Annotated in this window: 27 protein-coding genes; 13 read left to right on the forward strand and 14 right to left on the reverse strand. The window is 49.2% G+C overall.

The window, feature by feature from the left end; genetic code table 11:
• Positions 1-18 precede the first annotated feature (18 nt).
• From ACV7NC_RS05025 to ACV7NC_RS05045, 5 genes are all read left to right on the forward strand, one after another.
• Entirely contained in the window at positions 19-1,134 is a 1,116-nt protein-coding gene (locus tag ACV7NC_RS05025; RefSeq protein ID WP_458154391.1) for a DUF1624 domain-containing protein, read from the forward strand.
• A gap of 146 nt (positions 1,135-1,280) precedes the next feature.
• Positions 1,281-1,601, forward strand: coding sequence for a hypothetical protein (locus tag ACV7NC_RS05030; protein WP_458154392.1), 321 nt, complete (start codon positions 1,281-1,283; stop codon positions 1,599-1,601).
• A gap of 109 nt (positions 1,602-1,710) precedes the next feature.
• Entirely contained in the window at positions 1,711-1,980 is a 270-nt protein-coding gene (locus tag ACV7NC_RS05035) for a PepSY domain-containing protein (RefSeq protein WP_458154393.1), read from the forward strand.
• A 58-nt stretch (positions 1,981-2,038) separates the two neighbouring features.
• Positions 2,039-2,722 (forward strand): response regulator transcription factor, encoded by a 684-nt coding sequence (locus ACV7NC_RS05040; RefSeq protein ID WP_458154394.1) that lies wholly within the window; start codon positions 2,039-2,041, stop codon positions 2,720-2,722.
• Positions 2,722-4,062, forward strand: a complete 1,341-nt coding sequence (locus tag ACV7NC_RS05045; protein ID WP_458154395.1) for an ATP-binding protein — start codon at positions 2,722-2,724, stop codon at positions 4,060-4,062. Before ACV7NC_RS05040 ends, ACV7NC_RS05045 begins: the two co-directional genes overlap by 1 nt.
• A gap of 39 nt (positions 4,063-4,101) precedes the next feature.
• On the opposite strand, the gene ACV7NC_RS05050 is transcribed toward ACV7NC_RS05045, so the two are convergent.
• The gene (locus ACV7NC_RS05050; protein WP_458154396.1) at positions 4,102-4,374 is read right to left on the reverse strand and encodes a TMEM165/GDT1 family protein; all 273 of its coding nucleotides are present in this window, start codon (positions 4,372-4,374) and stop codon (positions 4,102-4,104) included.
• 152 nt (positions 4,375-4,526) lie between these two features.
• Here ACV7NC_RS05050 and ahr point away from each other — a divergent pair, with 152 nt between their 5' ends.
• A complete protein-coding gene (ahr, locus tag ACV7NC_RS05055) occupies positions 4,527-5,531 on the forward strand; it encodes an NADPH-dependent aldehyde reductase Ahr (protein ID WP_458154397.1) in 1,005 nt (334 codons plus the stop codon).
• Positions 5,532-5,654: 123 nt separating this feature from the next.
• Positions 5,655-6,947, forward strand: coding sequence for an IS5 family transposase (locus tag ACV7NC_RS05060; protein ID WP_458154398.1), 1,293 nt, complete (start codon positions 5,655-5,657; stop codon positions 6,945-6,947).
• A 489-nt stretch (positions 6,948-7,436) separates the two neighbouring features.
• Here the strand turns inward: ACV7NC_RS05060 and rdgB are convergent, their stop codons facing one another.
• The 4 genes from rdgB to ACV7NC_RS05080 form a co-directional block, all read right to left on the reverse strand.
• On the reverse strand, positions 7,437-8,033 hold the full coding sequence (gene rdgB, locus ACV7NC_RS05065) for an RdgB/HAM1 family non-canonical purine NTP pyrophosphatase (RefSeq protein ID WP_458154399.1): 597 nt from the start codon (positions 8,031-8,033) through the stop codon (positions 7,437-7,439).
• Positions 8,034-8,035: 2 nt separating this feature from the next.
• Positions 8,036-8,758, reverse strand: a complete 723-nt coding sequence (gene rph, locus ACV7NC_RS05070; protein ID WP_458154400.1) for a ribonuclease PH — start codon at positions 8,756-8,758, stop codon at positions 8,036-8,038.
• Positions 8,759-8,778: 20 nt separating this feature from the next.
• Positions 8,779-9,585, reverse strand: coding sequence for a type I methionyl aminopeptidase (gene map / locus ACV7NC_RS05075; RefSeq protein WP_458154402.1), 807 nt, complete (start codon positions 9,583-9,585; stop codon positions 8,779-8,781).
• Positions 9,586-9,670: 85 nt separating this feature from the next.
• Complete coding sequence (locus tag ACV7NC_RS05080) at positions 9,671-10,261, reverse strand: SPOR domain-containing protein (protein ID WP_458154404.1); 591 nt, start codon at positions 10,259-10,261, stop codon at positions 9,671-9,673.
• A 134-nt stretch (positions 10,262-10,395) separates the two neighbouring features.
• Here ACV7NC_RS05080 and ACV7NC_RS05085 point away from each other — a divergent pair, with 134 nt between their 5' ends.
• A complete protein-coding gene (locus tag ACV7NC_RS05085; protein WP_458154405.1) occupies positions 10,396-11,055 on the forward strand; it encodes a c-type cytochrome in 660 nt (219 codons plus the stop codon).
• A gap of 66 nt (positions 11,056-11,121) precedes the next feature.
• Here the strand turns inward: ACV7NC_RS05085 and hemL are convergent, their stop codons facing one another.
• The 3 genes from hemL to thiD all read right to left on the reverse strand — a co-directional run bounded on the left by hemL (position 11,122) and on the right by thiD (position 14,034).
• Positions 11,122-12,402, reverse strand: a complete 1,281-nt coding sequence (gene hemL / locus ACV7NC_RS05090; protein WP_458154406.1) for a glutamate-1-semialdehyde 2,1-aminomutase — start codon at positions 12,400-12,402, stop codon at positions 11,122-11,124.
• Between the two features lie 29 nt (positions 12,403-12,431).
• On the reverse strand, positions 12,432-13,091 hold the full coding sequence (gene thiE / locus ACV7NC_RS05095; protein WP_458154408.1) for a thiamine phosphate synthase: 660 nt from the start codon (positions 13,089-13,091) through the stop codon (positions 12,432-12,434).
• A gap of 85 nt (positions 13,092-13,176) precedes the next feature.
• Positions 13,177-14,034 carry a bifunctional hydroxymethylpyrimidine kinase/phosphomethylpyrimidine kinase gene (thiD, locus tag ACV7NC_RS05100; RefSeq protein ID WP_458154410.1) on the reverse strand — a complete coding sequence of 286 codons (858 nt, stop codon included), beginning with the start codon at positions 14,032-14,034 and terminating at the stop codon, positions 13,177-13,179.
• 52 nt (positions 14,035-14,086) lie between these two features.
• Between thiD and ACV7NC_RS05105 the strand changes: the two genes are divergently transcribed.
• Complete coding sequence (locus ACV7NC_RS05105) at positions 14,087-14,275, forward strand: rubredoxin (protein ID WP_292916819.1); 189 nt, start codon at positions 14,087-14,089, stop codon at positions 14,273-14,275.
• Positions 14,276-14,671 carry a lactoylglutathione lyase gene (gene gloA / locus ACV7NC_RS05110; protein WP_458154412.1) on the forward strand — a complete coding sequence of 132 codons (396 nt, stop codon included), beginning with the start codon at positions 14,276-14,278 and terminating at the stop codon, positions 14,669-14,671.
• Between the two features lie 48 nt (positions 14,672-14,719).
• On the opposite strand, the gene ACV7NC_RS05115 is transcribed toward gloA, so the two are convergent.
• Together ACV7NC_RS05115 and apaG are read right to left on the reverse strand one after the other, a co-directional pair.
• The gene (locus ACV7NC_RS05115; RefSeq protein WP_458154413.1) at positions 14,720-15,424 is read right to left on the reverse strand and encodes an SAM-dependent methyltransferase; all 705 of its coding nucleotides are present in this window, start codon (positions 15,422-15,424) and stop codon (positions 14,720-14,722) included.
• 58 nt (positions 15,425-15,482) lie between these two features.
• A complete protein-coding gene (apaG, locus tag ACV7NC_RS05120; protein ID WP_458154415.1) occupies positions 15,483-15,866 on the reverse strand; it encodes a Co2+/Mg2+ efflux protein ApaG in 384 nt (127 codons plus the stop codon).
• A 160-nt stretch (positions 15,867-16,026) separates the two neighbouring features.
• Here apaG and rpe point away from each other — a divergent pair, with 160 nt between their 5' ends.
• Genes rpe through trpE form a run of 3 tightly spaced genes read left to right on the forward strand, consistent with a single transcriptional unit; the run spans position 16,027 to position 18,949 of the window.
• Complete coding sequence (rpe, locus tag ACV7NC_RS05125) at positions 16,027-16,710, forward strand: ribulose-phosphate 3-epimerase (protein WP_458154416.1); 684 nt, start codon at positions 16,027-16,029, stop codon at positions 16,708-16,710.
• A gap of 35 nt (positions 16,711-16,745) precedes the next feature.
• Positions 16,746-17,474: a phosphoglycolate phosphatase gene (locus ACV7NC_RS05130; protein ID WP_458154418.1), complete on the forward strand. Its 729-nt coding sequence runs from the start codon at positions 16,746-16,748 to the stop codon at positions 17,472-17,474.
• A 2-nt stretch (positions 17,475-17,476) separates the two neighbouring features.
• Entirely contained in the window at positions 17,477-18,949 is a 1,473-nt protein-coding gene (gene trpE / locus ACV7NC_RS05135) for an anthranilate synthase component I (protein WP_458154420.1), read from the forward strand.
• A gap of 105 nt (positions 18,950-19,054) precedes the next feature.
• Here trpE and ACV7NC_RS05140 read toward each other — a convergent pair whose 3' ends face one another.
• From ACV7NC_RS05140 to sucD, 4 genes are all read right to left on the reverse strand, one after another.
• Complete coding sequence (locus ACV7NC_RS05140; protein WP_458154421.1) at positions 19,055-19,645, reverse strand: CBS domain-containing protein; 591 nt, start codon at positions 19,643-19,645, stop codon at positions 19,055-19,057.
• 124 nt (positions 19,646-19,769) lie between these two features.
• Positions 19,770-21,212 carry a D-alanyl-D-alanine carboxypeptidase/D-alanyl-D-alanine endopeptidase gene (gene dacB, locus ACV7NC_RS05145; RefSeq protein WP_458154422.1) on the reverse strand — a complete coding sequence of 481 codons (1,443 nt, stop codon included), beginning with the start codon at positions 21,210-21,212 and terminating at the stop codon, positions 19,770-19,772.
• A 13-nt stretch (positions 21,213-21,225) separates the two neighbouring features.
• A complete protein-coding gene (locus ACV7NC_RS05150) occupies positions 21,226-21,537 on the reverse strand; it encodes a hypothetical protein (protein ID WP_458154423.1) in 312 nt (103 codons plus the stop codon).
• Positions 21,538-21,565: 28 nt separating this feature from the next.
• Positions 21,566-22,441, reverse strand: a complete 876-nt coding sequence (sucD, locus tag ACV7NC_RS05155) for a succinate--CoA ligase subunit alpha (protein WP_458154424.1) — start codon at positions 22,439-22,441, stop codon at positions 21,566-21,568.

The following is a 22,441-nucleotide window of genomic DNA, read 5'->3' on the forward strand; positions in this document are numbered from 1 at the left end:
TGGTTCCTGGAGACTCACATGACGCCGCCATACGATAAAAATATACAGCGTATTGCTGCCATCGATTGGTTGCGTGGACTTGTCATGATGCTGATGGCGCTCGATCACACTTCCTGGTTTTTCAACGAACAGCGTCTATTCGCTGATTCCGTATTGTTGTATGAACCAGGCATTCAGTTCGCCACCGATCAATTCCTGACACGCTGGATCACCCATATCTGCGCACCCACATTCATTTTTCTAGCGGGCGCATCCATCGCTATCAGCAATCTGCAACGGCAACGGCTTGGCATGGACACTGCTGACATCGATCGTGAATTGCTGCTGCGCGGCGCTTTTATCGCATTATTGGATTTAGTTGTATTCTCATTGTTTGGCGGCAAACCGATTTTGCAAGTGCTGTATGCTATCGGTATCAGCATGATGTTGATGGTCTATTTGCAACGCCTCAGCGCTAGTACGATATTCTGGCTGGCCATTTTGATAATCTGCGGCGGGGAGTTTCTGCTCATGCTCCTATGGCAACCAGGCGGCGATGTACCGATTTGGTTAGCGATTACGTTTGCACCGGACTTCAACGACAACTACACGGTGCTCTATCCCGCTTTACCGTGGCTCGGCATGATGATGCTCGGCTGGGTTTTCGGCCAGTGGCTCATCACCAGACCATCCGGTTCTGAAACGCCGCATCGGCTATTATTAACTTGCGGCTGGTTAGCACTGACATTATTCGTCATCGTTCGTGGTCTCGACGGCTATGGCAATCTGTTTATGCACCTGGAAGGCAACACGCTGACGCACTGGTTGCATGTGAGCAAATATCCACCCAGTTTGGCTTACACGCTGCTGGAACTAGGATTGATGGCAATCATACTATCGCTATTGATGCGCTTCGAATCACTGAGTAAAACCATTCGCTTTAATGGCCCCGTGCTGGTATTCGGCCAAACTGCGTTATTTTTCTACCTCGCACACTTTGTGGTATTGAGAATGATGGAATTTTTTTTCGAACGTGGCAGTTTGGCGCAAACTTATCTTATCGCATTGCTCGTGCTTGTCATTCTGTACCCGCTCTGTCGCGCCTACCGTACCTTAAAGTGGCGGTATCCGCAGAGCCTGTTACGCTTCTTATAGTCAATTTATGTCATTCGATTTATATCGAATGACACAACTTCGCTAAATCGTAGCGACATTTTCCATTCAGTTTTTGTTCATCCAGTTTTGCGTAGATTGATGCCATCAGGAATCGTCAACGACAAACAACGAAAAGGAGAAACATCATGAACATCTGGACAAAAAAACTGATCAGTTTGATTTTAATGATTCTTTTGGCGCCCATATTGGCAACACCGACCCTGGCTGAAGCAGGCAGAGGTCATCGCGGCCATGGCCATCACCACGGACATCACCATCATAAACACCACCATCATGGCAGTTATGGTTATGTGTATAGCCAGCCTTGGGGTTATTACCAACCTCACTACCCGCAACCGCGCTATAACTATTACAACAGCTATTACCCTGCTCCGGTATATGTTCCTGCGCCGCAACTGATGATGGGGATCGGATCCGGAAATATGGATTTTATGATACGCTTCTGACATCGCAGGCTGGCAACAGACCGCGCTTTAACTGTGGCCAGCCTGATTTCTACCTTTAACCAAGGAGTGACCGGTTATGAACAGACGGTGGAAAATATTAGTCATCATAATGATCATGACTAGCTCGATCTTACAAGCAACAGCAGATACGCAAAACCCGATGGTCAAACAATCCATCGACACCGGCCCGACCAAAGGTATTACCGAGCAAAAAGCGATTACTATTGCGCAACAGCAGGTCAATGGCCGCGTACTGGCAATCAATCAAACAAATCAGACTTACCGGGTAAAAATTCTCAGCAGCCAAGGCAGGATTCACATCGTTTTAATTGATGTACAAGATGGTTCGGTGATTTCCACACATTGGCGATTAAAATAATTCCTGCTACCCGAAGATAGTCAATTCTATTTAAATATCAGCACCACAGGAGACAAACATGCGCATCCTGGTCATTGAGGATGAATTCCGATTACAAAATCAGATCCGCCAGCAATTGGAAGCAGAAGGTTATATGGTCGATACTTGCGGCGATGGCGATGAAGGGTTATTTCTTGCGACTGAATATCCGATCGATGCAGCCATCATCGATATTGGCCTGCCTGGTAAATCCGGCCTGGAAATCATCAAAGCACTTCGAGAACGCGGCAGTTTGCTGCCGATCTTGATTCTGACTGCACGCAGCAGCTGGCAGGACAAAGTGCAAGGTTTGGAAATGGGAGCAGACGACTACCTCACGAAGCCATTTCAAATGGAAGAATTGCAAGCCCGGGTCAAAGCTTTGCTCAGGCGTGCCACCGGCATTCCGCAAACGCAGTTAAAGTGTGGCCCCATCACGGTTGATGTAACTTCGCAAGTTGTGACAGTCGACGGTAATATCATCGAATTGACCTCGTTCGAATACCGCCTTTTAGAAGAATTAGTCCGCCATCATGGCGAGGTGCTTTCCAAACATACCTTATCCGATTATCTCTATCCGCACGATGAAGATCGCGACAGTAATGTGCTCGAAGTCATGGTCGGCCGGTTGCGCCGCAAACTGGATCCAACCGGTACGCTGAATCCGATTGAAACCATGCGAGGCCGCGGTTACCGGTTCAATTTGGAATGCAATAAATCGTGATGATGTCCCTCAATCAGCGAGTCCTTCTCAGCGCCACACTCGTGCTATTGATTTTCATCGTGGGGATCGCGTGGATGCTGGATCGCGCTTTCTATGACAGCGCGCGCTTGGGCGTTAAAGACCGTTTGTTTGCAAAAGTACTGATGTTGATGGGCGATGCCGAAGTGGAAGAATCGGGAGAGCTTGACGTTCCCACCAACTTACTCGATGCGGAGCTCGGCCACGTCAATTCCGATACGTATGCTTTTATCGTTGGCCCCAGCAATCGAATTGTTTGGCGTTCTACTTCTTCGTTGAACAAACCGGTTCCAGATATTTCCCTAGCGGAAAAAGGCAAGAAAGAATTCGCGCAGATTCAGATTAACGATCTGCCCTACTTTATTTACCGGTACGGTGTCGCTTGGGAAACCCCCGTCGGGGACTACCCATTAACCTTTTATGTGATCACCGATGCGGTGTTATTCGACGCACAGATCGAACAATACCGTGAGGATTTGTGGGGCTTACTCGGTGTCATGGCAGTGTTCTTGCTGGCTACGCAAATGCTGGTGCTGCGCTGGGGGCTGCAACCTCTCCGCAGAGTGTCAACCGAACTAGCCGCGATCGAATCCGGGCAGCAAGAAAGTTTAAAAGGCGCTTACCCCAGCGAATTACAATTATTAACCGACAACATCAACTCGTTAATCGCTCACGAACACAAACAGCAAAAGCGTTACCGCAACGGTCTGGCGGATTTGGCGCATAGTCTCAAAACGCCCTTGGCTGTCCTGCAGGGCGCTCTTCACAGTGACGATGATGAAATCAATCGGGCAAAGGCGATACAGGAACAGATTGACCGCATCGACAATATTATTCAATACCAGCTCCGCCGCGCCGCCACTGCTGGCAGCTCGCCCGGTATGGTCATGATCGCCCTTCGTCCGCTGGCCGACCGGATCGTCACTACCGTTGCCAAGGCCTATCGGGATAAACAACCCGAAATAGTAGTTCAGATTGACGACAGTATCGGACTGCGCATTGATGAGGGCGATTTAATGGAATTGCTCGGCAATCTGGTCGACAATGCCTTTAAATGGTGCAGGCAACACATTCAACTATCGGCCGACTATCAAGATAGTCAAGTCGTCATTCAGATAACAGACGACGGCCCCGGTATTCAGCCGGATCAAATCGCCAGAATACTGGAACGAGGCGTGCGCGCTGACCAATCCACACCCGGTCACGGCATTGGATTAGCCATTGTGCGTGATATTGTCCAGGTCTACGGCGGTGAATTATCAATTGAGAATCATCCGGATGGAGGAGCTTGCATTACGCTACGCTTGGGAAAATCCAAATAGAAGTTAGTGAACAGTGTTGCTCTTCAATGAAAAGATCGATCAAGCTTTAATCAACGTCCAGGTCCCGATAACAATAAACCCCGCACCGGCGAGATAATGCAAATATTTCGCACTGACATGCTCGGAAATGAAGCCACCCGCCAGCACACCGATTGCCGAGGTGGCAATGAGAGCCAGCGACGCGCCAACAAATACCGTCAACTTGCTGACTTCCTTATCGGCAGCAAATAGCAGCGTAGCCAACTGCGTCTTATCGCCAAGTTCCGCGATAAAAACTGTGACAAATACCGTTAATAAAATCTTATATTCCATGAAAATACCTAAAGATTGGTTGCATCGATCAAAGTGAATCCGCTGAAATCATGCCAGGTTCTGTGGCCGCCATGAAGATATCATGCACCCAATTACAAAAACAGTGATAATGAATAATTAAGTTATTGGAAAGCACGATAGAAGGAGCAATCATGATTAAAGCGTATGCAGCATTTGAACCAGGCGGAAAACTACAGCCGTTTGAATACGATCCGGGACCGCTCGGTGATCACGACGTTGAAATTGCCGTGGAGCATTGCGGCATCTGCCACAGCGATCTCAGCATGCTGCATAACGATTGGGGAATCACGCAATACCCATTTGTTCCGGGTCACGAAATCATCGGTACGATAGCCGCCAAAGGCAGTCATGTGCATAACTTGTCAATCGGTCAGCGCGTCGGTTTAGGCTGGCATGCCGGCTATTGCATGACTTGCCACAGTTGCCTATCCGGCGATCATAATTTGTGTGCGCAATCAGAATCCACCATCGTTGGACGCCACGGCGGATTCTCCGAAAAGGTTCGCGCAAAAGCGGCCAGTGTGGTTGCGCTACCGGACAATCTCAACGCTCAAACTGCCGGCCCTTTATTCTGTGGCGGCATCACTGTTTTTAATCCGCTCGTGCAATATCACATTCCACCGACTGCAAAAGTAGCTGTCATCGGCATCGGTGGTTTGGGTCACCTTGCACTGCAATTTGCCAAAGCCTGGGGTTGCCACGTCACTGCTTTTACTTCCAGTGAAAGTAAACAAAAAGAAGCAATGTCTTTAGGAGCGCACGCGGTGCTGAATACGAGAAACCCGGAAGAACTGGCTGCCGTTGCCAATCACTTTGACCTGATCCTGGCAACCGTGAATGTGAAACTGGATTGGAACGCTTATCTTGCCACTTTGCGTCCGAAAGGCCGGCTGCATTTTCTCGGTGTCCCGCTGCAACCGCTGGACATCAATGTTTTTCCGATGATTGCCAACCAGTGCGACGTATCCGGCTCCCCCGTCGGCAGCCCTGCCACCATTGCCACCATGCTGCAATTCGCAGAACAACACAAAATCGAACCCATCGTCGAAAGTTTCCCCATGGATCAAGTGAACGATGCGCTTGCCAAGCTTGCAAATGGCTCAGTCAAATACAGAATTGTTTTGAGTAATCAATAGTTAGTCGGTCCTGAAATATTCCTAAGCACTTGATATTAGTTATAAATACACTGTTTATTAGTGATCATAACGACCTGGAATGTTAAAATAGTGCTGTATTTCTGGTCGAAATGGTGATTAAAAATGCTAAGAAATAGCAGTACGATTCATCAACCGAATCTGTTTGGAACAGATTTACTGATGCAGCTTGATCCCGGTGATCCATTGCTGAAGCTTGCATCAGCGATACCGTGGCAAGGATTTGAGGAATCATTTTCGGTTCATTACACAGCAGCGACAGGAGCACCGAGTAAGCCGATCCGTTTGATGGTTGGGTTATTGATTCTAAAACAGTTAGAGAATTTGAGTGACGAATCGATAGTACTGCAGTGGAAGCGTAATCCTTATTACCAGGCTTTTTGCGGCATGAAAGAGTTCCAGCAGAAGTTGCCTTGTCATAGCACGGAGCTGGTACATTTTCGTAAGCGCATAGGCGCGGAAGGCGTAGAGCGGATTTTCCGGATGAGCGTTGGTTTGCATGGGGAATCGGCGCTGGAAGACGTCATTCATATTGACACGACCGTGCATGAGAAGAACATCACGTACCCAACGGATAGCAAACTGGCGATCAAAATTATCAATCGCCTCAACAAGATTGCCAAATCCCATGGTATTTTACAGCGGCGTACTTTTGTCAAAGAAGTGAAGTCACTGCGCCTGGATATCCGGCACTACCGGCATGTGAAGAAAAGAGCGAAAGCGAAACGAGCGTTGAAGCGACTCAGAACCATTGCAGGTATTCTGATGCGGGAGCTCAGGAGAGAACTGCCGCAATACTGTTTGTTTGAATGCTACCAAAAGGATTTTCTACGGTATGAGGGAGTATTACGGCAGCAACAAAACGATAAAAACAAGATCTACTCATTGCACGAACCGCAAGTGTACTGTGTCGCCAAGGGAAAAGACCACAAACAATATGAATACGGCAGCAAGGCATCGATAGCCAGTACCGCAAAAGGCAATCTGATTGTCGGGGTTGTCAGTCACGAACAGAATCTGCATGACAGCCATACATTACCGGAGATATTGCGACATGTTGAGATTTCGCGAGGGAAAGCTGCCAGGCAGGCCGTATGCGATCGCGGCTACCGCGGCAAACGTGAAGTCAATGGAACCCAGATCATTTTGCCCGGAAAGGCGCTCAAGAAGGATACCCGGTACCAGAAAGACAGGAAGCGAAAACAGTGCAGGAGGCGCGCCGCGATTGAACCCATTATCGGTCACCTGAAGTCGGATTATCGAATGGCAAGGAGCTATCTGAAAGGCGCTGTCGGTGATCGCATCAACCTGCTGATGGCTGCTTGCGCCTGGAATCTGAAACAATGGCTGCTGGCCATTTTTTGGCTCTTTTTCCCGTGGCGAGAACGGATTCCTTGATGGAAATTTAAACTACAAGGGTATGCATTTTGATAGGTAGCCGTTTTCTCGGGCGGCTTTTCCAGAACAACAACTGTTGTCTGATACTTTTTCAGGGGCGACTAGTTACTCACGAAACTTACCAGGAACCAAAGAACGACTGATACGATTAGGAAAACCTGATTCGCCGCTCAAGCCGAGATTAATGTAAGGCGGCTAGAGCACTAAAAACGAGATCTATCAATATGATAGGTGAGTTTTTGAGCGCACCCCAATGCAGCGAATCAAGTGACATCTATTCTGAATTAGCACTCGCCGCATTGATCGAGGGATTGATCGTGCTATGTATGAAGAATACACCTGCATGGAAGCCGGTCTTCACATTGCCGTCATTGCCATGCTGATCTTGCTGCGCTGCGCATCGTATCGATCCGTTTTTCCCAAACACCATCGATTAACTTACGGCTCCCGAAAAAAAAATCGCCGGAAATCCAGATCAAAATCCTCTGGCTAAAACTTCCCGGAACGCAATATATCCACCAGCTTCGACAGCGCCTGGCCGCGATGACTGAGACGATTTTTCTGCTCGGATGTTAATTCTGCGGATGTTTTACCGAATTCGGGCACCCAAAAATAGGGATCGTAGCCAAATCCACCGGCGCCGCGCGGTTGATCGACGATTTCACCATGCCACGCGCCATCGACAATGATCGGCTGCGGATCTTCGGCATGCCGGAGCAGCACGATCACACAGTAATAATAGGCACGGCGATCCGTTTGATCTTTTAACGCCGAAATTAGTTTTTGATTGTTACGTTCATCGGATCTGGGTTCGCCGGCATATCGGGCGGAATTCACGCCGGGAGAACCGCCCAGTGCGCTAACACAAATGCCTGAGTCATCCGCCAGTGCGGGTAATCCGGCACAACGGCTCGCGTGACGGGCTTTAATCAAGGCATTTTCGACAAACGTCGGATGCGGCTCGTCAACTTCACCGGCAGCAAATTGCGATTGCGGGATAACTTCAATTGTCAGCGGCGCAAGTAATTCTCCGATTTCCCGTAATTTACCGGAATTATTGCTGGCGATGACCAATTTTTCCAGCATGCTCACGATTGACCCAACACCGCTTTTTGAATCGCAATCAATTCCTGGATGCCATGTTGCGCCATATCGAGCATGGTGTTCAATTCTTCGCGGCTGAAAGCAACACCTTCGGCGGTTCCTTGCACTTCGATCAAGTGCAAACGCCCGGTCATGACGACGTTCATATCGGTATCACACGCGGAATCCTCCGCATAATCCAAATCCAGTACCGGTGTGCCTTCAAAAATACCCACCGACACCGCTGCGACGTGATCGAGAATCGGTGAAGATCCGATGCGTTGTTGATCGAGCAACTTTTGAGCAGCATCATGCAAGGCGACATAGGCGCCGGTAATGCTGGCGGTACGGGTGCCGCCATCCGCCTGGATGACGTCGCAATCGATCTGGATAGTGCGCTCGCCGAGTTTCTTCAAATCGACCGCAGCGCGGAGCGCTCTGCCGATTAACCGCTGAATTTCCATAGTACGCCCGGTCTGTTTGCCTTTAGCAGCTTCTCGCTGCATACGCGAATGCGTCGATCCGGGCAGCATGCCATATTCGGCGGTCAACCACCCTTGCCCCTGCCCCTTCAAAAAGGATGGCACTTGTTCGGCAATTGTCGCAGTGCAGACAACCTTAGTGTCGCCGCATTCGATCAGCACTGAGCCGTCGGCATGTTTGATGTAATGGCGTGTGATTTTGACAGGACGGATTTGCGTCGGTGTGCGTTGATAACTGCGTGTCATAGAATTCTGTGGTAATGAGATTAAGATGCGAAACGATACTCTGGTTTTGCAGGAGCGCCCGCCGACAGGGTCAACACTTCATGACCGTTTTCAGTCACCAGAATGGTATGTTCCCATTGCGCGGACAAACTGCCGTCTTTGGTGGTGACCGTCCACCCGTCCGGCAAATGGCGGATAGCGGCCTTCCCGGCATTGATCATCGGTTCCACGGTAAAAATCATGCCGGACTTGAGTTCCAATCCGGTACCGGGACGCCCGTAATGCAACACTTGCGGGTCTTCGTGAAATTTTGCACCGATACCGTGACCGCAGAATTCTCTGACCACGCTGTAACCGACACCTTCCGCTAATTTCTGAATGGCATGACCGATATCGCCTAAATGCTTACCCGGTGCAATTTGATCAATACCCCGCCACATGGCTTCATAAGTCACTTCGCACAAGCGTTTGGCTTGAATCGATGGTTCGCCGACGTAAAACATCCGACTGGTATCGCCGTGATAGCCTTCGTAGATAACGGTGATGTCAATATTAATGATGTCACCGTTTTTAAGTATCTTTTTGCCGGGAACGCCATGACATATTTGGTTATTGACCGATGTGCAAATCGATTTCGGATAGGGTGCATGCCCAGATGGCGCATAATTGAGCGGTGCTGGAATGGTTTTTTGCACGTTCACCATGTAATCATGGCACAGCCTGTCCAACTCTTCCGTTGTAATACCGGCCACAACATGAGGGGAAATAAAATCCAAAACCTCCGAGGCCAATCGCCCCGCAATGCGCATTTTTTCAATTTCTTGCGGTGTTTTAATGGTTACCTTCATAAATTTTTATTCGGATAGGATTTATCCCGGATTATCAGCGTTCCAAAATGCCACTATCCATTCATTATTAATGAGATTATCAAAATTAACGTTCGCATTCGCCGGAGTTCAGCTGCGTATCGTCAAATTGTTCTACCAGCTTTTGCATCGAATCTTTAGTGGTCTGCGTCGATTCTCGAACTACAATTTTTTTTAAGAGAACCGTGCGATGATCGATTTTTGCAATGACAATTCCTTTCTTTTCCACTTCACGCAGCTGCTTGAGCGCATCGTTCTGATCATAAAACATCCCTAACGAGATGGCATTCTCCCACTGGCTGCCGTCTTTTACACGAAAACTCACAATGCCAAGATTCCTGAGTTTGTTGATCTCACGATTAGCGAGATCTTTATTGGGATAAGGCGGGATATAAAGCCAGTATAGGTTAGTATCGCCGGCTTCCTCCAAGCTATAGGCTAAATCGGGTAACAATTCAGCCAATACCGATGTCGCATATTGTATTTGTTCTTCATAAAAATTGCCCCATATTAAACAATTTGCATGAGCCGGCACCAGAATAATTTTCTCCGGATTTACCGGTAGCGGAGTGTTTTGATTTCGTTCATCCGAGTGAAGCCACGCATTGGCAAAAAATGCAACGTTCACTATTAGCAGGATAATAAAGATTATTCTCATTGAAAAATAGAATATTAAATAACAACAACCCTATTAATTTTGTTGTTAACGCGCTTTTGCCTTGCTAAAATACGCCGTTATTTCACAAACAGACCAACCCACTTTTAGATGCCTTTAAAAACGGAATAAGAAACATGAAAATTTTCAAGCATATGGTTTTATTCGCAGCATTATTAGCCGCTGCACCGATTTCAGCCGAAACAACTTCTGAATCCGACTCCACTGCACCAGCGCCTGCCGCACCGGCCACAGTTGAAGAGATTGCCGCTGGCACTTGCGCTGGCTGCCACAACGCTGACGGCAATAGCGTCATTCCGATGAATCCGATTTTGGCCGGACAACATGCGGAGTATATCACCAAGCAGTTGATGGATTTTAAGGCAAATGGCGAAGAACCACCTAAACGCAACAGTCCTGTGATGTCAGCCATGGTAGCGGCATTGTCGCAGGAGGATATGAAAGCGTTAGGCGAATACTACGCCAAACAAAAGGCTAACCCAAGCCAAGCACCGGTCGATGAAAATATGCTTGAAGCTGGCAAAATTCTTTACCACGGCGGCAATATTGAAAATGGCATTCCTGCTTGCGCAAGCTGCCACGGTCCGGACGGTTCCGGCATTCCGCCGCATTATCCTGCGGTTGGCGGACAACATGCGGAATACACGCTGTCGCAGCTCGACCAATTTAACAAAGGCGACCGCACCAATGACAATGCTGTCATGCAACAAGTTGTTAGCCGTATGAGCGCAAATGAAAAAAGAGCGGTTTCTGCATACATCGCAACGATTCGCTAACAAACAATCCTCGCGTAAACAAAAAAGGCGATCTTAAGATCGCCTTTTTTTGTTATCTACTGTTTGCTACCAATTCTTAAATATTTTATCGGCTGCTGACAGGGTCTTATCAAGCTCTTGATCGCCATGCGCTGACGATACAAATCCGGCCTCAAACGCGGATGGTGCGAAATAAACGCCTTCTTCAAGCATTGCATGAAAGAATCGATTAAAAGCCGCCTTGTCGCATTGCATGACTTCGGCAAAACTGGTGGGAATATCCTTGCTGAAATAAAATCCGAACATACCGCCGACCGATTGCGCGCAAAAATCAATGCCGTATGTCTTTGCTGCTGCGCTGATACCTTCGACAAGCTGCCGGGTTCTGCTGGATAACTTATCGTAGAAACCTGGTACTTGAATCAGTTTCAACGTCGCCATGCCTGCCGCAACCGCCACCGGATTTCCAGAAAGCGTACCTGCTTGATAAACCGGCCCGAGTGGCGCCAAACATTGCATAATGTCACGCCGCCCGCCGAATGCAGCCATCGGCATGCCACCGCCGATCACTTTACCCAATGCCGTCAGATCCGGTTTGATTTGATAAAGCCCTTGCGCACATCCCAATCCAACGCGGAAGCCCGTCATCACTTCATCAAAGATCAATACGGTGCCGTTTTGCGTGCACAATGCACGCAATCGCGCCAGAAAATCCGCCTTTGGAGCGATCAGATTCATGTTGCCCGCAACCGGCTCAACAATCACCGCCGCAATTTCTTTGCCCCATTTGCTGAAGGCTTCTTCGATGCCGGCCAGATCGTTGTAATCCAGAACAATCGTATGTCCCGCTGTCTCCGCCGGAACACCGGCAGAGCTTGGATTTCCAAAAGTAAGCGCACCCGAGCCCGCTTTAACCAGCAAGGAATCGTCGTGACCGTGATAACAACCTTCAAATTTAATGATCTTACTTCTGCCAGTAAAACCACGTGCCAACCGAATGACGCTCATACCCGCTTCCGTGCCGGAACTTACCAACCGGACTTGTTCAATGGAAGGCACCATTTGGCAAATCAGCTTGGCGATTTCCAGTTCCGCTTCAGTGGGTGCCCCAAAGGTCAAACCATTCTGTGCCGCAGTCTGCACGGCTTTAACCACTTCCGGATGGGCATGACCAAGAATCAGCGGTCCCCATGAACCCACATAATCAATATACGATTTACCGTCCGCATCCCAAAAATACGCGCCTTCACCACGTTTAAAAAAAACCGGCTCCCCGCCCACCGATTTGAAAGCACGAACAGGGGAATTCACACCGCCGGGTATATATTGCTGAGATTGTTCAAATAGTTGATGATTACGTGAAGTCATTTGATTACTCTTTTAAAATTAGTTGGTTGTTAGTAAGTTTGATACTCTGCAAATAATTGCGTGAATCGTATGGCTTGCGTCGTGACATTGTCATTCCTGAACAAATTACCACACACCGCAACTGCGGCACAGCCGCTTGCAATAACTTGCCTTGCATTGTTCAGCTGGATACCGCCGATCCCCACAATAGGAATTGAAATTTTTTGTTTCGCTTGTCCCATCAGATATTCGGAAACGGAGACAGCATCAGGCTTTGTCGCTGAAGCAAAGAATGCGCCAAAAGCCACATAGTCGGCACCCTCTTGCTCTGCTCGCTGCGCCCGTTCCAGATCGTTATAACACGATGCCCCGACGATCTTATTTTTCCCGAGGTGCTTTCGCGCTTCGACGACACCCGCATCCTCCCGACCCACGTGTACGCCATCCGCATCAACTGCGATTACCAAATCGATGTGATCATTGATAATCAATGGTACCCGGAATTCATTGCAGAGTTGCCGCATTAATCCGGCTTGCTCCCTCAACAAAACGCTATTAGCCGATTTGTTCCGGTACTGCACCAGACGAGTCCCACCAGTCAAAGCTTGCCGCGTCTTTTCGAGCAATTCACCGGTATCGTTCAAATCCGGCGTAATCGCGTATAGCCCGCCAATCATGGAGAGCCCCTGATTCATTGATTGCACGGACATATCGCTCTGGGGAAATTTCGGCTATCGGGTCGAGATGTTGCCACTGTTGCGCTTCATTACGTTCATTGGATTAATCAGCGATTCTTCAGTTTTTTTCGATAATAGACGAGCCTATTTCATTGTCGTCATCATCATTTTCCCTCACCCAAAAAAGCCGGTTGGGAATATATTGCCCCATCCCGGGACGAAAACCTGCCTGTAATGTATGCCAAGTGTAATCCTGTGCCTCCTGCACGCTCTCTGTGATGGGCAATCCGTTGGCTAAATAAGCTGCGATCGCGGATGCCAAAGTGCAACCCGAGCCATGATAGGTATTGGCAAGCCGCTCCCAGTGATCGGATCGCACAATACCGTCGCTTGCAAATAAAGTATTGGTCACCTGAACGGTGTTTTCGTGAGTACCGGTGATCAACACATATTCGCATCCGAGATCCAGCAACCGCTCCGCGCACAGACTTAAATCCAGCTTAGTCACATGACTGTCGTTTTCCAGTTGCGCCAGATGCCGCGCTTCCAGGCTATTGGGCGTTAAAATCGTCACCTGCGGCAATAATAACTCGCGCATGGCATCAATCATTTCCTCGCTTGCCAGCTCATCCCCTCGACCTGAAGTCAGAACAGGATCCATCACCAAGGGAATCTGCGGATAGTCGGAAATCACCTCTGCAATCGTAGCGATAATTTCAACGCTGCCTAATAATCCGATTTTAAAAGCTTGAATTGGCATATCTTCAAGGACCGCTCTGGCTTGATCGGCAACCCATTCGGGATCAAGCGGCATGACATCTTCAACGCCGGCGGTATCCTGAACGGTAATCGCTGTCATCACCGACAACGGATGGCAACCCAGACTTGCTATAGTCAGCAAGTCCGCTTGAAGACCTGCTCCACCAGTGGGATCATTGGCTGCGAAAGAAAGTACAATTGGGGGTGGCTGTAACATGCATTAATACCGTAAAATATCATTTTAACCTAAAAGGAAGTTGCTATCTATCATGCCAACCGATGAGAATCGTGAGTACAATCGCTATATGTGCTTAATTTGCGGCTATATTTATGATGAAGCCGCTGGAGCTCCGGATGAAGGTATCGCACCGGGCACGCGCTGGGAAGATGTGCCGATCAACTGGACTTGCCCGGAATGCGGCGCGCGTAAAGATGATTTTGAAATGGTAAAAATATAAATGCGCATTCTGCATACCATGCTGCGTGTCGGCAATCTTGAAAAATCCCTAGCTTTTTACACCCAAGTGTTAGGGATGAAGCTATTGCGCCGCAAAGAGTATCCCGAAGGCAGGTTCACGCTTGCTTTCGTTGGTTTTCAGGATGAAGCCAGCGGCGCTGTTCTGGAATTGACGCACAATTGGGATACTGCCTCGTATAATCTGGGAGAAGGCTACGGCCATATCGCCATTGAAGTCGATGATGCTTACCAAGCATGCGAGAACACTAAAAAACTGGGCGGCAAGGTTACCCGTGAAGCCGGGCCGATGAAGCATGGCACAACAGTGATTGCGTTTATCGAAGACCCGGATGGCTACAAGATAGAATTTATCCAGAAAAAACTCCCGGCTCAGTAATCCTTATTTCGAATAACCGGCTACAGCCAGCAAAAACCCTGGCACCTCCTAGCCGTACAATAAAAAAATGGCCGGTATTTTGTTGATATCCGGCAGGTGCTTACGCCACTCCCTGATCGGCTTGGTCGCAATCAACTCGCTGGAAAACGTAAGATGACTGGCGATGCATAAATCGGTCGTATCGCGGCATACATTCACCAATTGTTCCAGTAATTTCTGATTACGGTACGGCGCTTCGATAAAAATTTGCGTCTGCTGCAAGCTAATGGATAATTTTTCTAACTCCACAATCCTGCTTGCCCGCGCAACGCTTTCAACCGGCAAATACCCATGAAAAGCAAATCGCTGACCATTCAAGCCCGATGCCATCAGTGCCAGTATAATAGAGGAAGGTCCGACCAAAGGGGACACGGTAATGTTACTTCCATGCGCCAGGCGGATTAATTCCGCCCCAGGATCGGCTACTGCCGGGCACCCGGCTTCTGATAATAGCCCCACATCGTTGCCTGCCAATAATGGCTTAAGAAGCCCCGGCAAATCTTTACTGGATGTATGTTCATTAAGTATTTGCATCTGCAATGCCTGTAATGGCTGCTTGCAACCAATTTGCTTGAGAAATTGCCGCGCAGTTTTGGGATGCTCCACGATAAAATGGCTCAATCCGGCCACGCATTGTTGCACGGCCGCCGGCAACACCCAAGCGATACTTTCCTGGCTAATGGGTGATGGGATTAGATAGAGCGTGCCGGTCATGGAAGCAACTATGCAATGCAGTCATTAAACCCAGAATCAAAACCAGCCATTGAGCGTTTTAATGTAACGTCCTGGGCACACTCAATATGAATTCCGGGATGGCCACATCAAAATGCACGCCATCTTCCGCAGCCATCTGATAACTGCCTTTCATCGAGCCAACCGATGTTGAAATCACTGTTCCGCTGGTGTATTCAAAGCTGTCGCCGGGCTTAAGCAGCGGTTGCTCGCCGACGACACCCAATCCCCGCACTTCCTGTGTTGTGCCATCGCCATTATTGATGATCCAATGCCGACTGATTAATTGTGTGGCGACCGTGCCATTATTGGCAATCGTGATGGTGTAAGCGAACACATGCCGATCGGCTTCCTCATCCGATTGGTCAGGTAAATAGGCGGTTCGAACAGTAATATCTATTTCGTATTTCTTATCATCGGACATATGTTTATCCCTGCTATTAGCGCGTTCTTTTAAATAGTGTACCAAGAAAAGCTAAAAAACGGATTAACCGGATGAAATTCATATCCACTTGCACTCTTTCACGCGCAACCGGCCAATTAAGGTTAAAATAAACAATTTGATTTCAATTGAGAGGTTTTTCATGTTTCGCTTAGCACCCAGCATTCTGTCCGCCAATTTTGCCAAACTCGGTCAGGAAATCACCGATGTTATCGCTTCAGGCGCAGATATTGTCCATTTTGATGTGATGGACAACCACTATGTACCCAATTTGACGATTGGCCCTTTGGTATGCGAAGCCATTCGCCCCGTCACCGATGCCATCATCGACGTACACTTGATGGTTGAACCGGTTGATCGCATTATCCCCGATTTTGCCAAAGCCGGCGCCAACATTATCTCCTTTCACCCGGAAGCATCCAACCATATTGACCGCACCATTGGTCTGATCAAGGAACAAGGTTGTAAAGCCGGTTTGGTATTTAATCCGGCAACACCGCTATCTTATTTGGATCATGTGCTCGACAAACTGGATTTGATTCTGATCATGTCGGTCAATCCCGGTTTTGGCGGTCAAAAATTCATTCCAGAAGCGTTAAACAAATTACGCGCTGTCAGAAAACGGTTGGATGACAGCGGCAATAACAACATCATGCTGGAAATTGATGGTGGTGTGAAAGTTGACAATATCGCAGAAATTGCACGTGCCGGCGCCGACACATTTGTAGCCGGATCGGCTATTTATCAGGCTGGTAAAGACTCGGATCCACATCGCTACGATAGCATTGTGGCTGCGTTTCGCGCTGAGTTAGCCAAAGTCAAATAAAACCTTTCGTATCAATTGCCACTATTTACACGTTCATGAATCAAAGTTTTTCTTTCAACACTGCGGCTTCATCCAAGAAAACCGATTTCCCGATTGCGGTCAAGGTAATCATGATCGATCTGGACGGTACTTTGCTGAACACCGCGGATGACCTCGCATTGTCCGCCAACCTGATGCTCAAGGATTTGGGAATGCCGGAACAATCGACTGAAACCATCCGTTCCTATATCGGTAAGGGCATACAGAAACTGGTCAAGCGTACCTTGACTGGCGAACTCGACGGTGAACCCGATGCTAATCTATTTGAAAAAGCGTTACCGATTTATGAAAAACATTATGCGGAGAATTTAAGTTTAAATACTCGCCCCTATCCGGGGGTGGTTGAAGGCGTTAAAGTCTTGCAGCAAGCCGGTTTCAGGTTAGCTTGCATCACCAATAAGGCAGAAGCATTTACCATTCCGCTGCTACGGGCGACCGGGCTGTACGATCAATTTGAAATCGTTCTATCCGGCGACAGCTTGCCGAAAAAGAAGCCCGATCCGATGCCGCTCACGCACATTTGCAAGTTTTTTGACGCACAGCCCAACGAAGCACTGTTGATCGGCGACTCGTTAAATGATGCGATCGCAGCCAGAGCCGCCGGTTGCCATGTGTTTTGTGTAACCTATGGTTACAATGAAGGACGCAATGTTTATGAACTGGATTGCGATGCAATAGTGGAATCCATCGTGGATGCGGCGAAATTGATTAAAAAATCATCCTAGAAATGACCGAAGCCGAATTTGATGAACTCGCGCGGCAAGGATTTAACCGTATTCCGGTTATTCTTGAAACATTCGCCGATCTCGACACGCCTTTATCGATCTATCTGAAACTGGCCAATCAGCCCTATTCGTACCTGCTGGAGTCGGTGCAAGGCGGCGAGCGGTTCGGCCGCTTCTCAATCATCGGTCTGCCGGCAACAACTCGCATTGAAGCCCGCGACAATCAAATTACCACGATTCACCAGAATCTATCGGAAACGGTTGCAGCAACCGATCCTCTGGCTTTTGTTGAATCTTATTTGGCACGTTTCAAAGCGGCACCATGCCCCGCCGGAAAATCACGCTTTCGTGGCGGACTGGCCGGTTACTTCTCCTACGACACTGTGCGTTATATCGAGCACAAGCTTAAAGGGCATGCCAAGCCGGATTGCTTGAACACGCCGGATATGCTGCTGCTGCTTTCCGAAGAATTAGCCGTCGTCGACAATCTTTCCGGCAAATTGTATCTGATCGTGTACGTCGATCCAGCAAATGCAAACGCATACCAGGCTGGCCGCGACCGTTTGAAAGCATTACTCGCACAATTACGCCAACCGGTCACTATTCCCTCTGAAGAAACGGCTGAGTCAGCCACTGCGGTCTCCGAATTTCCGGAAGCGGAATTTAAGGCTGCCGTCGAACGGGCTAAACGCTACATCTATGACGGCGACATCATGCAAGTGGTACTGTCGCAACGCACCAGTAAACCGTATCGCGCTTCGCCGCTGGCGTTGTACCGTTCCTTGCGCAGCCTCAACCCATCGCCTTACATGTTTTTCTATCATTTCAACGATTTTCATGTCGTCGGCGCTTCTCCGGAAATTTTGGTGCGCCTGGAAAGCGATACCGTCACTGTCCGGCCAATTGCCGGCACCCGTCCACGCGGAAAAAATCCGCAGGAAGATGCCGAACTGGCAGCCGATTTATTGGCGGATCCGAAAGAAATTGCAGAACATGTGATGTTGATGGATCTGGGACGCAACGACATTGGTCGTGTCGCGCAAACCGGGACAGTCAAAGTGACTGAAAAAATGCAAATTGAAAACTACTCGCATGTCATGCACATCGTTTCGAATGTCGAAGGCAAGCTGAAACCCGGATTAAGCGCCATCGACGTATTACGCGCCACCTTTCCGGCTGGCACCGTCAGCGGCGCTCCCAAAGTCCGCGCCATGGAAATCATCGACGAACTGGAAGTCTCCAAGCGCGGGGTCTACGCTGGCGCCGTGGGATATCTGGGATTTAATGGCGACATGGATTTAGCGATCGCTATCCGCACCGGCGTCATCAAAGACGGTATGCTGCATGTGCAGGCAGGTGCGGGCATTGTCGCCGATTCAGTGCCGCAAAACGAATGGGTGGAAACACAGAACAAAGCCAAAGCGGTGTTACGCGCCGCAGAACTTGCCGAGAACGGTCTCGACAGTAAAATCTAATAGACTATAACTGAGTCAGCGGCTGCCGTCCGCATCAGTGTCTTTAGAAAGCCAGTCCAAAGTCAAACCATGAACTGGCTTAATAATAGGTTTTCGCATCCCTTATCAACTTGCTATCAATGTTGATTCAATTTCGGCGAAACTCTTCGCAACATTGTTTTGTGGAATCATCATGCCAAGCTGCTTTTCAATTTGAGTCCAGGAAAAGATGCCACAGATCCTCGGTAGACCGATGGTATAGTCATCGATCACCAATGCATGCAACCGTCCGCTTTCGCGCAAACTGGCAACCACATTGCCAACTCGAGCATGCATCACTTCCTCCAGGGAAATCGCTTCCAGTTTATCCAGCGGTGTCATGATATCCACCACCAGAATTTCATTGTGCTTCACGCCGCGTTCCTGAATAAAACGCATCGGTTTCTCACCTAAAATATCGGTTGCAGTAATGATTCCGGCCAGCGTATTGTCATTGCTCATGACCAGCAATGTCCGCACACCGCGCTGCATCATGTAGGTATTGGCAATTTCCATCGGAGTGCTTGGCGCAATGACCGCTGCGTGGATCGAGCGCAAATCGGTCATTACTTCCGTTGCGGGAGAATCAAACGTCACCGGATTGGGTGGTAAGGGGCGGGAAATATGGACAGTTCCGGACAGATATTGCACGGCGAGGGATTTATATTCATTCATCATTTTGTGTACTCCTCAAGCTGAGATTGAAGGGATTCACCTGATTTCAAAATAGATCATCTACCTTGAGCATGCACTCTACGCCGAAAAGAAATTGGAATCAATAGGCCTGTTAGTCTCAGGGACATTAAGATCGGCTGTAAAGCCATTGCACCAAAGCATCCATGGCGATTCGGGATTGCCCGGCCTGCTCATGATTCACGATAAACACGACGACGAAGCGTCGTCCGGCTTGATCCAGCACATACCCCGCCAACGCACGCACATTATTGAGCGCACCGGTTTTCATATGCGCCAGACCTTTTACCGCTGTTCCGGTGAACCGGTTTCTCAAGGTGCCATCGACCGCCGCAATCGGCATCGATGACATAAATTCCGGCATCACCGGGCTATTGAAAGCAACCAACAGCAATTGCCCCATATGCCGGGTGCTGATACGCTCCCTGCGCGATAGTCCGGAGCCGTTTTCAACCACAAGCTCCGGAAAATTTAACTGTTTACGCGCCAGCCACTGCCGGATGGCTTCATCCGATTTCGTCAACGTCGCAGGAGAATTAAGCGCCACGGCATCGCCCGTACCCAACGCCAAATACAGTTGCCGCGCAGCAATGTTATTGCTGAATTTGTTGATACCGCGAACAATCTCCGCCAGTGGCGGCGACTGATAAATTTTTAGCAGCGTTAACCCGGATGGCGCCCTTTCGACTCTTACATCGCCGTGAAACAAGCCGCCTTGCTGCGCCCACAAGCGTTTAAACAAATCGCGCGTATAAATCGCACTTTTCTGCAAACTCAGCATGTACGATTGCTTGCCGCAGTGACGGGAAAAATTGCCTTTCAGCACCACGGTAAAATTGTTGTCATTATTCTTATCGGCCAACACGTCGATCGTCATCGCATTTTGCCAGTCGCCGCATGCGCCCTGGGTCAATTTCAAATGATTCTGAACCTGGATCGAATCCGGCAACGGATCAATGACCACTCGCACCGCATTTTTCTCGGGTTGCGGAAACAAATGAATGGTCGATGTACGGTAATTGACCAGCAAAGCCTCCGGAATGATGTTGTAGGTGCGGTAAGGCTGTCCGTCAAAATCACCCGGATCGTCGTTTGGGATCGCGTAATGGCTGTTATCCAGCACCAGATTCCCTTTAATCTCGTGTAATCCGGTTTGGCGCAGGCGATGAATCAGCAACCAGAAATTCTCCAGATCCAGCTTCGGATCGCCATAGCCTTTGATGATCAGATCACCGTGCAATACACCGTCAATGATCGGACCATCGGCGTACAACATCGTCGGCCAGGTATACGCCGGTCCCAACAGCTCCAATCCGGCATACGTCGTCAGCAATTTCATTACCGATGCCGGATTCATGGCAGTATCGGCATTGACCGCCAATAGCGGCTCGCGCGCGCCGATCTCGTGTACATAAACACCGATCGCCGCTTCGGGAATAGCCAGTTGCTGCAGCTTTTGTTTGACAGTAAGCGGTAAATCAGCAGCAGCAACCGGTGTCGCTGAAATAATCAACCACGCCAGTAAACCCAAATGCCAATTAACGCCAATCATTGGAATGTAATAGTTATTTCTTGCCCTTGCACATCATGAAACCATCTTCCCAACCCATGCGGTATTGATCGTCTTTATCGTAACGGTTGAGATCCTTGAATGCCCAGCTGGTGTTTTTGGCGGTTTCGCAACCATCGATATAACCTTGTTGCACCTCCGCCGGGTAGCCGGTCAGGTTGTATTTGGGCTTGGCGCTTTGCGGCAGCGGACCGGCAGGCCGTTCCGGTTTCTTACCGGGTAGCGGTAGTTGTTTTCCAGGTATGGTGCTACACGCGGAAACTATGATTGCGAGAGAAATAATTGCAAACGATAAGCGAAAACGCATAAAAAATACCTTTGAATAATTGAAGAAACTATAAAACCGACTTCAGCAATTGTCCCATTTCAGCGGGGTTACGGGTGACTTTGATACCACAGGCTTCCATCACTTCGAGCTTTTCCTGCGCCGTGCCCTTGCCGCCGGAAATAATCGCCCCGGCATGCCCCATGCGTTTACCAGGCGGCGCAGTCACACCGGCGATAAAGCCGACCACCGGCTTGCGCATGTTGTCCTTGATCCAGCGCGCGCAATCCTCTTCGTCGCTGCCACCGATCTCGCCGACCATCAGCACGGCATCGGTTTCGTCGTCATCGTTGAATAATTGCATCACATCGAGATGTTTCAAGCCATTCACCGGGTCACCGCCGATCCCGATGCAAGTCGATTGCCCAAGACCCAGCGCCATCAATTGCGCCACCGCTTCGTAGGTCAACGTGCCGGAACGCGACACCACGCCAATGCGGCCTTTTTTATGGATGTAACCGGGCATGATGCCGATCTTGAGTTCGTCCGGGGTGATAATGCCGGGACAGTTCGGGCCGATCAGCCGGGTTTTCTTGCCCTGCATGTTGTAACGCGTGCGAATCATGTCGCGCACCGGAATGCCTTCGGTGATGCAAATCACCAGATCCAGCTCGGCTTCGACCGCTTCGTCGATCGCTACGGCGGCAAACGGTGGCGGCACGTAAACCACCGATACATTCGCGCCGGTTTGCTGCTTCGCTTCCTTGACAGTGGCAAACACCGGAATACCCTCGAAATCCTCGCCGGGTTTGCGCGGATTGACCCCGGCCACGAAACATTCCTTGCCATTGGCATAGTCGCGGCACATGCGGGTATGAAATTGCCCGGTCTTGCCGGTGATGCCTTGGGTGAGAACACGGCTGTTGCGATTGATCAGAATAGACAT

Source organism: Nitrosomonas limosa (assembly GCF_054188085.1).

Bases quoted from the DNA above. Each gene is read 5' to 3' on its own strand.
- ACV7NC_RS05025 (WP_458154391.1), top strand. From the start codon at position 19: ATGACGCCGCCATACGATAAAAATATACAGCGTATTGCTGCCATCGAT.
- ACV7NC_RS05030 (WP_458154392.1), top strand. From the start codon at position 1,281: ATGAACATCTGGACAAAAAAACTGATCAGTTTGATTTTAATGATTCTT.
- ACV7NC_RS05035 (WP_458154393.1), top strand. From the start codon at position 1,711: ATGATCATGACTAGCTCGATCTTACAAGCAACAGCAGATACGCAAAAC.
- ACV7NC_RS05040 (WP_458154394.1), top strand. From the start codon at position 2,039: ATGCGCATCCTGGTCATTGAGGATGAATTCCGATTACAAAATCAGATC.
- ACV7NC_RS05045 (WP_458154395.1), top strand. From the start codon at position 2,722: ATGATGTCCCTCAATCAGCGAGTCCTTCTCAGCGCCACACTCGTGCTA.
- ACV7NC_RS05050 (WP_458154396.1), bottom strand. From the start codon at position 4,374: ATGGAATATAAGATTTTATTAACGGTATTTGTCACAGTTTTTATCGCG.
- ahr (WP_458154397.1), top strand. From the start codon at position 4,527: ATGATTAAAGCGTATGCAGCATTTGAACCAGGCGGAAAACTACAGCCG.
- ACV7NC_RS05060 (WP_458154398.1), top strand. From the start codon at position 5,655: ATGCTAAGAAATAGCAGTACGATTCATCAACCGAATCTGTTTGGAACA.
- rdgB (WP_458154399.1), bottom strand. From the start codon at position 8,033: ATGCTGGAAAAATTGGTCATCGCCAGCAATAATTCCGGTAAATTACGG.
- rph (WP_458154400.1), bottom strand. From the start codon at position 8,758: ATGACACGCAGTTATCAACGCACACCGACGCAAATCCGTCCTGTCAAA.
- map (WP_458154402.1), bottom strand. From the start codon at position 9,585: ATGAAGGTAACCATTAAAACACCGCAAGAAATTGAAAAAATGCGCATT.
- ACV7NC_RS05080 (WP_458154404.1), bottom strand. From the start codon at position 10,261: ATGAGAATAATCTTTATTATCCTGCTAATAGTGAACGTTGCATTTTTT.
- ACV7NC_RS05085 (WP_458154405.1), top strand. From the start codon at position 10,396: ATGAAAATTTTCAAGCATATGGTTTTATTCGCAGCATTATTAGCCGCT.
- hemL (WP_458154406.1), bottom strand. From the start codon at position 12,402: ATGACTTCACGTAATCATCAACTATTTGAACAATCTCAGCAATATATA.
- thiE (WP_458154408.1), bottom strand. From the start codon at position 13,091: ATGTCCGTGCAATCAATGAATCAGGGGCTCTCCATGATTGGCGGGCTA.
- thiD (WP_458154410.1), bottom strand. From the start codon at position 14,034: ATGTTACAGCCACCCCCAATTGTACTTTCTTTCGCAGCCAATGATCCC.
- ACV7NC_RS05105 (WP_292916819.1), top strand. From the start codon at position 14,087: ATGCCAACCGATGAGAATCGTGAGTACAATCGCTATATGTGCTTAATT.
- gloA (WP_458154412.1), top strand. From the start codon at position 14,276: ATGCGCATTCTGCATACCATGCTGCGTGTCGGCAATCTTGAAAAATCC.
- ACV7NC_RS05115 (WP_458154413.1), bottom strand. From the start codon at position 15,424: ATGACCGGCACGCTCTATCTAATCCCATCACCCATTAGCCAGGAAAGT.
- apaG (WP_458154415.1), bottom strand. From the start codon at position 15,866: ATGTCCGATGATAAGAAATACGAAATAGATATTACTGTTCGAACCGCC.
- rpe (WP_458154416.1), top strand. From the start codon at position 16,027: ATGTTTCGCTTAGCACCCAGCATTCTGTCCGCCAATTTTGCCAAACTC.
- ACV7NC_RS05130 (WP_458154418.1), top strand. From the start codon at position 16,746: ATGAATCAAAGTTTTTCTTTCAACACTGCGGCTTCATCCAAGAAAACC.
- trpE (WP_458154420.1), top strand. From the start codon at position 17,477: ATGACCGAAGCCGAATTTGATGAACTCGCGCGGCAAGGATTTAACCGT.
- ACV7NC_RS05140 (WP_458154421.1), bottom strand. From the start codon at position 19,645: ATGATGAATGAATATAAATCCCTCGCCGTGCAATATCTGTCCGGAACT.
- dacB (WP_458154422.1), bottom strand. From the start codon at position 21,212: ATGATTGGCGTTAATTGGCATTTGGGTTTACTGGCGTGGTTGATTATT.
- ACV7NC_RS05150 (WP_458154423.1), bottom strand. From the start codon at position 21,537: ATGCGTTTTCGCTTATCGTTTGCAATTATTTCTCTCGCAATCATAGTT.
- sucD (WP_458154424.1), bottom strand. From the start codon at position 22,441: ATGTCTATTCTGATCAATCGCAACAGCCGTGTTCTCACCCAAGGCATC.